We start from the raw sequence: 12432 nt of genomic DNA on the forward strand, positions 1-12432 counted from the left end.
TCGGTCATTCTTTGATACACGGAGGTTTTGTCATGCGGCGCGTGGTGTTCAATCAGAAAGGTGGCGTAGGCAAATCCAGCATTGCCTGCAATCTGGCGGCGGTCAGCGCCAGCGAGGGTTATCGCACGCTGTTGGTTGATCTCGATGCCCAAGCCAACTCCACTCAATATCTGACCGGGCTCACCGGCGACGACATCCCGATGGGCATTGCCGACTTCTTCAAGCAGACGCTGTCGTCCGGGCCGTTCTCGAAGAAAAACCAGGCGGACATCTACGAAACGCCGTTCGACAACCTGCACATCATCACCGCCACCGCCGAACTGGCCGATTTGCAGCCTAAACTTGAGGCCAAGCACAAGATCAACAAGCTGCGTAAGTTGCTCGATGAGCTCTCTGAGGATTACGATCGGATCTACCTCGATACGCCGCCGGCGTTGAATTTTTACGCGGTATCAGCGCTGATTGCCGCTGATCGTGTGCTGATTCCCTTCGATTGCGACAGCTTCTCGCGTCAGGCCTTGTATGGGCTGATCGCGGAAATCGAAGAGCTGAAAGAGGATCACAACGAAGGTCTGGAAGTTGAAGGCATCGTGGTCAACCAGTTCCAGGCCCGGGCCAGCCTGCCGCAGCAGATTCTCGATGAGTTGATTGCAGAGGGGCTGCCGGTGCTGCCGGTATACCTGACCAGCTCGGTGCGCATGCGCGAATCCCATCAGGCCAGCACGCCGCTGATCCACCTCGATCCGCGACACAAACTGACCCAGCAATTCGTCGAACTGCACAACCTGATCGAAGGGCACTGATTTCCCGGATTGCACCTAACCCCCTGTGGGAGCGAGCCTGCTCGCGAAGAGGCCGGTACTTTCAACACATATGTTGACTGAACGGACGCTTTCGCGAGCAGGCTCACTCCCACATTCGATCTACGGAGGGTCAGATGCCCTGGCTACGCAGCCACGCCAGCAACTGCGGCAACGGCAACGCGCCACTCTGTCGCGCCAGCTCTTTGCCGTTCTTGAACAGAATCAGACTCGGAATCGAGCGAATCCCCAACTGCGCCGACAACTGCTGATTCGCCTCGCTATCCAGCTTGGCCAACCGACACTTGCCCGCCAACTGCGCCGCGGCCTGTTCGAACACCGGCGCGAACGACTTGCACGGCCCACACCACTCCGCCCAAACATCCACCAGCAACGGCAGATCACCCTTGATCTGACTGGCGTAATCACCTTGCTTGAGTTCGAAGGGTTTGCTCAATAGCACGGCGGATTTGCAGCGTCCGCACTTGGGCTGGTCCGCCAGGCGCTCGGCGGGGATGCGGTTCAGGCCGTTGCAGGAGGGGCAGGGGATGAGGAGTGGTTCGGACATGATGGGTTCTCAGGCAGGAAGTCTATGAGACTGATCTGGAGGCAAAGTCGCGATTATCAAGGAATTGATCTGTAAGTCTTTACCTTCCTCAGTTGAGGAAAGGGCCTACGCACGTCTGCGCGGAGGTTGACTATCTGTATTTTATCTAATCGGTCATCTTGTGCAGACCTGAGCGAAATACCATTCCTATGACCGCCAAGACAGTTAAACGCCTTCCACTCTCGGAGCTTTTGAAGGGCTCTGAATATCTAAAAACCTTAAATGCCCGGACGAGTTGTTCGCTCACTGGGGACTCTGTTGGCTTTGAAAGTGTTTGCCTTGATTCCGGTGCGGACCAAAGTCCGGGTCTCTTAACTCGTTTTCTGCAGTTGCCAGAAAACGAAGACGACTACGATGCTTTGGTATTGGCAATCGACGAACTGCTGGATATTACCGGCGATGATGAGTCGCACCCGTTGATGAGCTTGGTCGACATCATCGGTGACTGGATCGAAGCATGGGATCACACCCATCACCCCATGGCCCAGGCAAGTGGCGAAGAGGTTCTCGGTTACATGATGCGTGAGCACGGCCTGACTCAGAGCGACTTGCCGGGTGTTGGTACTCAGTCGGTTGCTTCGGAGATTTTGAACGGCAAGCGCAAGCTTAACTTGCGCCAGATTCGTTGGTTGGCAGAGCGCTTCAATGTGCCAATCGATGTGTTTACCTGATGCTGGTTCAAGACGAACAACTGATCTCCAAATGCTTGCCCCACTCCGGCGGCCGCTCGGCATAACCGTCCATCCCCGGCTGCTCTTCAAACGGTTTGCTCAGCACCGCGTGCAGCCGGCGTACTTCTGAGTAATCCCCTTGTTCAGCCGCATCGATCGCCTTTTGCGCCAAATAATTGCGCAGGATGTACAGCGGGTTAACCGCATGCATCCGTGCGCGGCGCTGTCCTTGATCAGCATCGCCGTCACGCGCAACCCGGGCAATGTAGCGTTCGCCCCAGGCGTCGAAGCCTTTGATGTCGACGAAGTCGTCGCGCAACTGAGCGACTGCCTGCTGAGGTGAGTCTTCGCCGAGTCGGCGGAAAAACAGCGTGTAGTCGACGCCGCTGTTTTGCATCAATTGCAGCAGGTTTTCCAGCAGTAGCTGGTCGTCATCTTCAGCGCTGGTAAAGCCGAGGCGCCGGCGCATCAGGTCGAGGTAATGCGCCTGAAACAGGGGCAGATACAAGCCGAGGGTTTCGCGCAGGGCTTCGACACTGATGAATGGCGTCAACGCCTGCGCCAGTGCGCTGAGGTTCCATTGGCCGACCGGCACCTGATTGCTGAACGAGTAACGCCCCTGATCATCCGAATGATTGCAGATGAAGTTGGCGTCGAAGTCATCGAGGAAGGCGAACGGGCCGAAGTCAAACGTGATGCCTAGGATCGACATGTTGTCGGTGTTCATCACGCCGTGGCAGAAGCCGTAGGCCTGCCATTTGGCGATCAGTTCGGCGTTGCGCTCGACGATTTCGCGGAACATCGCCAGATACGGTTCCGGTTGCTCCAGGCACTCAGGGAAGTGCATTGCCAAGACGTGTTCGCCAAGCTGCTTTTGCTGCTCGGGACGTTTGGTGTAGTAGAAATATTCGAAGTGGCCGAAGCGGACATGGCTCGGCGCCAGACGCAGGACCATCGCCGCGCGTTCCTGCTTTTCACGCCACACCGGGGTGTCGGAGCCGATCACGCACGCCGCGCGGGAGGACGGGATGTTCAGCGCGTATAGCGCTTCGGAAGCAAGGAACTCGCGGATCGACGAACGCAACACCGCGCGGCCATCGCCCATGCGCGAAAACGGCGTCTGCCCGGCGCCCTTGAGGTGCAAGTCCCAATGTTCGCCGGCAGTGTTGTAGACCTCGCCGAGCAACAAACCACGACCATCACCCAGTTGCGGCGTATAGCCGCCGAACTGATGCCCGGAATAGACCATTGCGCGCGGCTCGGCATCGGCCCACAGCTTGTGGCCGCCGAACAGTTCGGCAAATTCCTCGGTTTCAGCGGTCGCCGGGTCGAGATCGAGCAAGGCCAGGGCCGCCGGGCTCGCCACGACCAGACGCGGATTGTCGATCGGCTCGGGCAGCACATGGGCGGAGAACGCGTCGCCCAGGCGGGCAAAGCGATTGTCGAAGGTCAGTTCGTCGAGGGCTTTCAAGGGCCGGCTCCAGCAGAATGTCCGAGCATTCTGCTGGGATTAGACCGGTTAGTCGAGTTTGGCCGGCGGCGGCTCTTGTAGCGGTTTCTGATCGTCGGCGACCGGCACGATGGTTTTCGCATCGGCTTCGACCGGCACCAACTTGTATTCCTGGCCGTGCAGGTTCTTCAGGTAAACCTCCATCTGGCGGAACGAGATGTTGATGTGCTGCTTCTTGAACTCGCGGTTGATGAAGCGGTTGACCTCATCGAGCACCGGGTTACGGTCACCGAGGTCGCGCACGTGCATGCGCAACTCGTGGTCGAGGGTGCTTTCGCCGAAGTTGAGGAAGTACACGTGCGGCTCGGGTTCTTTGAGTACCCGTGGGTTTTCGCGGGCAGCCTTGAGCAGCAATTCTCTGACCAGATCCAGATCGGAACCGTAGTCGACGCCGAGTTTCAGCGTGACGCGAGTGATGGTGTCGGTCAGCGACCAGTTGATCAGTTGCCCGGTAATGAACGTCTTGTTCGGAACAATGATGTCCTTGCGGTCGAAGTCGGTGATGGTGGTGGCGCGGATGCGGATCTTGCTCACCGTGCCCGAGAGGTTGCCGATGGTGATGGTGTCGCCGATCCGCACCGGGCGCTCGAACAGAATCATGATGCCGGAGATGAAGTTGGCGAAGATCTCCTGCATACCGAAGCCGAGGCCGACCGACAGCGCTGCCACCAGCCATTGCAATTTGTCCCAGCTGACGCCGAGGGTCGACAGGGTCGAGACGAAACCGACGCCGGCAATCACATACGACAGCAGCGTGGTGGTCGCGTAGGCACTGCCCTGCGCCAGATTGAGCTTGGACAGCACGAACACTTCGAGCAGGCCCGGCAAGTTGCGTGCGAGGGCGAAGGTGATGCCGATGATGATCAGCGCGCCGAGCATGTCGCCGATGCTGATCGGCACCATGCTCATGTTGGCGCCGGTGCCGCTGGTGTATTCGTAGAGGGTGATGTTGTCGAGGTACGAGAACACCGAGATCAGGTCCGACCAGACCCAGTACAGCGCCGCGATGAAGCCACCGAGCAGGGCCAGGCGAATCAGGCGCAGAGACTGTTCGTTGACCTTTTCGATGTCCAGCGTTGGCTCTTCGATCACCGCCTCGCCGTCGCCGGCCTCTTTCGCCGCCTGACGTTTGGCCAGCGCACGCTGGTAGGCCAGACGCCGCGCGGCAACGCTGAGGCCACGGACGAAGGTGGCCTCGATCACCAGCCAGAACATCAGCAGGTACAGGGTGTTGATCAAGCGATCACTGAGCTTCAGCGCGGTGTAGTAGTAGCCGAAGCACACCGCGACAAACAGCGCGATCGGCAGCAGGGTGAACATCACGCCAACGGCTTTGCGGAACAGCGAAGCATTTTCGTGGGCCGGGCTGCTGATCAGCAGGCGGCTGAGCAGCCATGCCATCAATGCATAGCAGGTCAGTACCACGGGCATGCCGAGTACGTCGTCGGCCAGCGCCGCCGGTTGCAGTTCGGCGACGGCGACAATGGTCACCAGCGCCATGACGACCAGACCGAGCCTGCGCACCCAGCCTTGCAGGAATTCGACCTGCGGTTTTTCCCAGCGGAAGTGCAGTTCCGCCACGCCGCCCGGCGCCAGAATTCGATACGCGGTGTAGAACACCAGCCACGCCTGGCCCATCTGCAACAGGGCTGCGCCCATGTTGGCGTTCTGCCCGCGAGCGTCGATCTGCAACGCCAGGCCGCACAGCGCCAGGCCGAGCGCCACCGGCATCGCCAGCAGGATATTGATCAGGATCGCTTGCGGCGTGTGCCACTGGCTGTCGCGTTTGAAGTGGCCGATGTCCTGGTGAACCTTGTTGAGTCTGCCGTACAGGGCTTTGCGTCGCCACAGCAGGGCGCCGATCAGCAGGGCCAGCGGCAGGAACAGCAAGGGTCGCTGGATCAGACCGTCGGTCAGCTCACTCAGGCTGGACGCCCAAGGCAGCGTATCGATCTGGCGCTTGAGGCGCTCCGGCACACTGCGCATCCACTCGATGTCCAGCGGCTTGTTGCTGGGAATCCAGAACATTTGCTCATCGAGGGTCGCGCGCAGGCTTTGCGCGGTGCTCAGCAGTTGTTTCTGATTGAGTTGCAGGGTGATCGATTCGTTGAGCACCGCGCTCAGTTCGCGGTTCAAGCGTTCGAGCAGGTCGGCGCGGGTGTTGGCCAGATCAAGCAGGCTTTTGCGCAGTTGCGGGGTGACCTGTTCCGGCGGCTGTGTCGCCAACAGATTGTCGACGTAGGTCGAGGGGTTGCTGAGCAGCTCACGTTGCTGGCTGACTTCGAACTGATACAGGCGAATGTCGGCGATCTGATCGGCGAGGTCGCGGTCGACCTTCAAGCGCGGCAGCGCCTGTTTCTGCTTATACAGAATTTTCGACAGCAGCAGGCTGCCTTTGAGCACGTTGATCTGCTCGTCGAGTGCCGAGTCGCTTTGGGTCAGGCTGTCGAGTTGCTGTTTGGTCTGCAGGTTCTGCTGGGTCACCTCGTTGAGGCGGTCGGTGCTTTTCAGCAGATAGTCCGAGAGCTTGAGGTTGGCCGTGCTCTCACTGGCGAGCAGGCTGCTGCCGCCGGACTTTTGCGCTTCGATTGACTGCTGGGTGACGGTTTCCTGAGACTGCGCCAGACGCTTCTGGTTGATCAGGGTTTGCAGTTCCTGGATCTCGCGGTCGAGGCGGTCGGATTTCTCCGAGAGCAGGTCATGCTGGGCGTTGCCCAGATCCTGCAACTGGCTGTTGCCGGCCAGTTCCTGACGGCGCAGCGGGATCAGCGCATTCAGCGCGGCGAGTTCGGCGTTCAACTGGTCACGTTGCTCGGCGCTGACCGTTTTGCCCGCGTCCTTGCCGGACTTGAGGATGTTGGTGATTTGCTGAATGCGTGTCTGGCTGGCAGAGATTTCCGCCTGGGCGCGCTCCGGGCGGGTCTGTGCGGTGATGATCAGGCTGTTGGCGTCGGCCAGGGCTTTTTGCAGGTCACTCTGCTGGGTCGAGCGCTCGGTGAGGATCTGCTCCAGTTGCGGAATCGATTCGCGGGGGAAACGCTGCGCCACCGGCACCACGCTGGTGGCCTTGAGGCGCGTCAGTTCGCGGGCATTTTCGATGGTCTGCTTGGGCGCCGTCGCCAGTTGCTGTTTGAGATCGATCAGCTTCTGTTCGTAATCACGCTGATTGTTCAGCTGATTAAGGGTGTTCTGCAGGACGGTTTGCAGGGTCTTTTTGTCGGCATCCGGCAGTTTGCTGTCGGCGAGCTTGTCGAGGCTCGCCTGTACGGCTTCGCTGGACGGTGGTTCGGCGGCGTACAGCGGGCCGACAGTAAGACTCAGGCCCAGCAGGGCCGCGGCGAAAAAGGAGCGCAGGGTAGGCATAGAGACCGGTCAAGCAAGTGAGAGTGGACGCAGTTTAGAGGAAGAGCCCGGGACCCGGGCGACTTCCTTCGGGGAATCTGACGCCGACTTTGCCGATCTTGTTCCCGTCCATGACCGCGACTGTCCAGTGAGTGTTGTTCCACTCCACCTGGTCACCAACGATCGGTGCACCGCCGACTTTATGGGCAATAAAGGCGCCCAGGGTCGTTTCAGGATCAATGCCTTCTGCCGGCAACCCGTAAAGCGCTGCAACCGCTTTAAGCTGGGCGTCTCCTTCCAGCACGAAGTCGCCGAAGAAGCGCAGATCGAGTCCGCGTTGCGGTGCCTGGCTGAACAGTTTGCCGAGCGCCGGCAGGTTGTGTTCATGGCCGATAACGCACAGCAAATCATCGACTTCCAGCACCGTACTACCCGACGGATGGAGCAGTTGCTGGCCACGAAACAGCGCGGCGATACGTGTGCCTTCGGGCATTTTCAGTTCACGCAGGGGCGAGCCGATGCACCATTTCTCCGCACCGAGCTTGTAAACGAACAGTTCCCACTCGCTGGTGATGTGCACTTCCAGCGCCGATCGCGAGATTGGCGCAGGCTCCGGCGGCACCGTGACCTTGAGCAGTTTGGCCACCCACGGCAGGCTCGTGCCCTGCACCAGCAGCGACACCAGCACGATGAAGAAGGCAAGGTTGAAGTACAGCTGCGCATTCGGCAGCCCGGCCATTAGCGGGAACACCGCCAGAATGATCGGTACCGCGCCGCGCAGGCCGACCCAGGAAATAAAGGCTTTTTCGCGGCCATGGAAGGCCTTGAACGGCAGCAGGCCGACGATCACCGACAGCGGCCGCGCAAACAGGATCATCCACAGCGCCAGACCGAGGGCGGGCAGGGCGATTGGCAGCAAGTCATGCGGAGTGACCAGCAGGCCGAGAACGAGGAACATGCCGATCTGCGCCAGCCACGCCATGCCGTCGAGCATGTGCAGAATACCGTGGCGGCTGCGTACCGGACGGTTGCCGATCACCAGGCCACACAGGTACACCGCGAGGAAGCCGCTGCCGTGCAGGGCGTTGGTCAAGGCAAACACCACCAGACCGCCAGCGATCACCAATATCGGATAGAGGCCGGCGGCGAGGTTGATACGGTTGACCAGTTGCAGCATCAGCCAGCCGCCGCCGAGGCCGATCACGCCGCCGATGCCGAACTCGCGCAGCAGATGCGTCAGCAGGCTCCAGTGCAGACCGGTCTGGCCGCTGGCGAGCATGTCGATCAGGGTGACGGTGAGAAACACCGCCATCGGATCGTTACTGCCGGATTCGATTTCCAGGCTGGCAGTGACTCGTTCGTTCAGGCCTTTACCACCCAGCAACGAGAACACCGCCGCGGCGTCGGTAGAGCCAACGATGGCGCCGATCAGCAGGCCCTGAATCAGGTTGAGGTCAAACAGCCACGCGGCCGCCATGCCGGTCAGCCCTGTGGTGATCAACACCCCGACCGTGGCCAGCGACAGCGCTGGCCATAACGCCACGCGGAAACTGGAGACCCGCGTGCGCAAACCGCCATCGAGGAGGATCACCGCCAGTGCGAGGTTGCCGACCAGATAGGCCGTCGGGTAATTATCGAAAATGATCCCGCCGCCATCGACCCCGGCGGCCATGCCGACCGCAAGAATAATCACCAGAATCGGAATGCCGAGACGCGAAGACAGGGAACTGACAAGAATGCTCGCACCTACCAGCAACGCGCCGATCAAGAACAGGCTGTTGATGGTCGTCGCATTCAAAGGCAGTACTCCAGAAGCGTAAAGACGGGCACAAACTGACCATGCAGTCTGCGTGCCAGCGATTCTAACCTGTTGAAATGTGATGCTGTCAAAAAGCTTTTTCAGTGTGGCATCAGGTTTTATGTTCGGCGGGCGATTGCTGCCCTCACCCTAGCCCTCTCCCGGAGGGAGAGGGAACTGATCGAGGTGTTTGTGCAAGGTACATCGACCTGAAAATCCTGAGTCGAACTCAGGTTTTGAAAAACACGAAGATCTGCTCCCTTTCCCCCTCTCCTGGGGGGGGGGAGAGGGAACTGATCGAGGTGTTTGTGCAAGGTGCACCGACCTGAAAATCCTGAGTCGAACTCAGGTTTTGAAAAACGCGAAGATCTGCTCCCTTTCCCCCTCTCCTTGGGGGGGGAGAGGGCACTGATCGAGGTGTTTGTGCGAGGTACGCCGACCTGAAAGTCCGGAGTCGAACTCAGGTTTTGAAAAACACGAAGATCTGCTCCCTTTCCCCCTCTCCTGGGGGGAGAGGGCACTGATCGAGGTGTTTGTGCAAGGTACATCGTGTAGTGGTCAACTAATCCCGGACACGACGTTAAGTTTTTCTTCTGCCCGCGCTGGCGCCAACCCACCGTTGAATTGATGGGGTCGAATCCAGTTGTAGCGATGCATCAAGAATTGGCTGATATCACGCTGGGCTTCTTGAGCCGTTCTGTAGCCCGTGGTCGGTATCCATTCTGTTTTCAAGCTGCGGAACACGCGCTCCATCGGCGCGTTGTCCCAGCAATTTCCCCGCCGGCTCATGCTCTGGCGCATGCGATAACGCCACAGCCGCTGGCGAAAGAGTCGGCTTGCATATTGCGATCCCTGGTCCGAGTGGAATAGCAGATCCGAAGGCCTGCCACGCTGCTCATAAGCCATATCCAGCGCCTTGATCACCAGCTCAGCGTCCGGCTTTTCCGACAACGCCCAGCCCACGATCCGGCGTGTGCAAAGATCCAGCACGACAGCCAGGTAATGCCACTTTCCTTGCGCCCAAATGTAGGTGATGTCGCCGCACCACACTTGGTTGGGTGCCGGAACATCGAACTCCCGATTCAAGATGTTCGGGATATCCAACCGTTCAACTGTCGCTCGTTTATAGGCATGTGATCCGGGCTGTTTGCTTACTAAATCAAGCTCGCGCATCAGGCTGCGCACTTTGAATCGACCGAGCTGCTCACCGTCGTCACGCATCAGCGACAGGATGCTGCGGCTGCCCGAAGCACTGCGACTTTGCGAGAACAGCTCGCTCACCCGGCTGCGCAATCGAAGCCGTTCGACATCAGGTGTTCGGCGCCTAAGGCGCTGGGCGTAGTAACACGAGCGAGTGACATCAAACACCTTGCACAGCCAATCAGTCGGCTCATGGACGCTCAGCTGATTGATCAGCGCGTACGCTCGTGATCTTCCGACATCAAGAGCGCGGTAGCCTTTTTTAATATCGATTTTTCCCGTTCAAGGCGGGCGATCCGGGCTTCCAGCTCCTGGATTTTCTGCTGTTCCGGGGTCAGCGCTTTGCTCTGTGGAGTGACGCCTTGGCGCTCCTGCTGAACCTGATCAACCCAGCGGCGCAGGGCCGACTCGCCGACGCCGAGTGAACGGCTGGCTTCGATGTAGCTGTAGTTTTGCTTGAGCACGAGGTCGGCAGCCTCGCGTTTGAATTCAGCGGAAAAGACACGACGTTGTTTGGTCATCTGACACCTCAATCTGGCGAGCATTCTCGCCTAAATGGGTGTCCGGTTTCATTAGACCACTACATCGACCTGAAAATCCTGAGTCGAACTCGGGTTTTGAAAAACACGAAGATCTGCTCCCTTTCCCCCTCTCCTGGGGGGGAGAGGGCACTGATCGAGGTGTTTGTGCGAGGTGCGCCGACCTGAAAGTCCGGAGTCGAACTCAGGTTTTGAAAAACACGAAGATCTGCTCCCTTTCCCCCTCTCCCTCTGGGAGAGGGCTGGGGTGAGGGTGCTTTGGATCTTGATCCACTCAATTAAAGGCTGAACCGCCCAACCATGTTGTTCAGGTCCAGCGCCAGGCGCGACAGCTCGTTGCTCGCCGCGCTGGTCTGGTTCGCGCCGGTCGCCGATTGCACCGACAGATCACGAATGTTGACCAGATTGCGATCCACTTCACGCGCCACTTGTGCCTGCTCTTCCGCTGCGCTGGCGATCACCAGGTTGCGCTCATTGATCTCGACGATGGCGGTGTTGATGGTGTCCAGCGACATGCCGGCGCCACGCGCGATGTTCAGCGTCGACTCGGCGCGCTCGGTGCTGTTGCGCATCGAATCCACGGCGTGTTCGGTACCGCTTTGAATGCTGCCGATCATCCGTTCGATTTCGCTGGTCGATTGCTGGGTACGATGCGCCAGGGCGCGCACTTCGTCCGCTACAACCGCAAAACCACGGCCAGCTTCACCGGCACGCGCCGCTTCGATCGCTGCGTTCAGTGCCAGCAGATTGGTTTGATCCGCGAGACCACGAATAACGTCCAGCACTTTGCCGATATCACGGGATTCGTTGGCCAGATCACCGATCAGGCTCGCGGTGCTTTGCACATCGGCACTCATGCGTTCGATGGCGCTGACAGTTTCCTGAACCAGATCACGACCGTCGCCGGCAGACGTGGTGGCGTTCTTCGAGGCTTCCGAAGTGCTCACTGCGTTGCGCGCGACTTCTTCCACGGCGCTGGTCATTTCGTTGACCGCAGTCGCCGCCTGTTCGATTTCGTTGTTCTGCTGAGTCAGGCCGCGAGCACTTTCGTCGGTGACGCTGTTCAGCTCTTCCGCTGCCGACGCCAGTTGCGTGGCCGAACCGGAAATCCGCTGCAAGGTGTCACGCAGCTTCGATTGCATCTTCGCCATCGCCGCCAGCAAGCGCCCGGCTTCGTCGGTGCCGTCAACATGGATCGGCTGAGTCAGATTGCCCTCGGCAATGGTTTCCGCCGCATCCAGCGCCTTGGCGATCGGCTTGGTGATGCTGGTGGTCAGCAACCACGCGAACAAAAAGGTCAAGCCAGTGGCGATCACCAACAGGGTCACCACCAGGTCGAACGCGGAAGAATACTGATCTGCCGCTTGCTGGTTGGTTTCGCTGATCTGCTCGCCGTTGATTTGCATCAGGCGGTTGAGCACGGTGTTCATCGCTTCGGAGTTGTTGAGCAGTTCGGTGTTGAGCAGGTTGCGCAGCTCATCCACCTGATTGTTGCGCGACAGGCTCTTCATGCGGTCTTCGATCTGGCGGTACTGACCGAGCAATTGCACGTACTGGTCGTAGGCCGCACGTTCCTCGGAGCTGCCGATCAGTGGCTCGTAAGCCGTTTGAGCGGCGCGGATCTGCTGGTTGCGCATGTCCAGCAACTCAACGGTTTTCTGCTGCACGTCCGGTTCGCGATTGACCAGCAAACGGTACGACAACACGCGCAGGCGCAGGGTCAGTTGGGTGAACTCGTCGAGGTTTTTGATGCTCGGCACGCTGCTAGAGGAGATGTCCTCGGCGGCGCCACGGATTTTGCTCATCTGGTTCAGGGCGAACACGCCGAGAATCAGCATCAGGCCGCCGATCAAAGCGAAGCCGGTAAACGCCCGTGGGGCGATATTCATATTGCGGAGGGACATGGGCGGATACCAAGAGAGGGCCGCATCCATGCGGGCTGAGACTGCTGTATGGATGACTTAT

At 59.3% G+C, this 12432-nt stretch carries 8 protein-coding genes and 1 pseudogene; 2 read left to right on the top strand and 7 right to left on the bottom strand.

Going from position 1 to position 12432, the window contains the following annotated elements; genetic code table 11:
• Nucleotides 1–32 precede the first annotated feature (32 nt).
• The gene (locus tag C2E19_RS03345) at nt 33–803 is read left to right on the top strand and encodes a ParA family protein (protein ID WP_053116690.1); all 771 of its coding nucleotides are present in this window, start codon (nt 33–35) and stop codon (nt 801–803) included.
• A 130-nt stretch (nt 804–933) separates the two neighbouring features.
• On the opposite strand, the gene trxC is transcribed toward C2E19_RS03345, so the two are convergent.
• A complete protein-coding gene (gene trxC, locus C2E19_RS03355; RefSeq protein WP_129388066.1) occupies nt 934–1368 on the bottom strand; it encodes a thioredoxin TrxC in 435 nt (144 codons plus the stop codon).
• Between the two features lie 362 nt (nt 1369–1730).
• Here trxC and C2E19_RS03360 point away from each other — a divergent pair, with 362 nt between their 5' ends.
• Entirely contained in the window at nt 1731–2078 is a 348-nt protein-coding gene (locus C2E19_RS03360) for a type II toxin-antitoxin system HigA family antitoxin (protein ID WP_174823957.1), read from the top strand.
• A gap of 7 nt (nt 2079–2085) precedes the next feature.
• On the opposite strand, the gene selO is transcribed toward C2E19_RS03360, so the two are convergent.
• From selO to C2E19_RS29350, 6 genes and pseudogenes are all read right to left on the bottom strand, one after another.
• Complete coding sequence (gene selO, locus C2E19_RS03365) at nt 2086–3549, bottom strand: protein adenylyltransferase SelO (protein ID WP_129388072.1); 1464 nt, start codon at nt 3547–3549, stop codon at nt 2086–2088.
• A gap of 48 nt (nt 3550–3597) precedes the next feature.
• Nucleotides 3598–6951 (bottom strand): mechanosensitive channel MscK, encoded by a 3354-nt coding sequence (mscK, locus tag C2E19_RS03370; protein WP_129388075.1) that lies wholly within the window; start codon nt 6949–6951, stop codon nt 3598–3600.
• A 34-nt stretch (nt 6952–6985) separates the two neighbouring features.
• Nucleotides 6986–8728, bottom strand: coding sequence for a potassium/proton antiporter (locus C2E19_RS03375; RefSeq protein WP_129388078.1), 1743 nt, complete (start codon nt 8726–8728; stop codon nt 6986–6988).
• A 558-nt stretch (nt 8729–9286) separates the two neighbouring features.
• Nucleotides 9287–10449 (bottom strand): IS3 family transposase gene (locus tag C2E19_RS03380; RefSeq protein WP_129388083.1). Its coding sequence is split into 2 segments (ribosomal slippage): nt 9287–10194 and nt 10194–10449, totalling 1164 coding nucleotides; the frame shifts between segments, so codons are not numbered across the junction.
• A gap of 296 nt (nt 10450–10745) precedes the next feature.
• A complete protein-coding gene (locus C2E19_RS29345) occupies nt 10746–11618 on the bottom strand; it encodes a methyl-accepting chemotaxis protein (RefSeq protein ID WP_371042268.1) in 873 nt (290 codons plus the stop codon).
• A 30-nt stretch (nt 11619–11648) separates the two neighbouring features.
• A pseudogene (locus C2E19_RS29350) lies at nt 11649–12401 on the bottom strand (MCP four helix bundle domain-containing protein); the annotation flags it as partial.
• Nucleotides 12402–12432 lie beyond the last annotated feature (31 nt).

The sequence above is a fragment of the Pseudomonas sp. DTU12.3 genome (genome assembly GCF_004124275.1).
Taxonomy (GTDB): Bacteria; Pseudomonadota; Gammaproteobacteria; order Pseudomonadales; family Pseudomonadaceae; genus Aquipseudomonas; species Aquipseudomonas helmanticensis.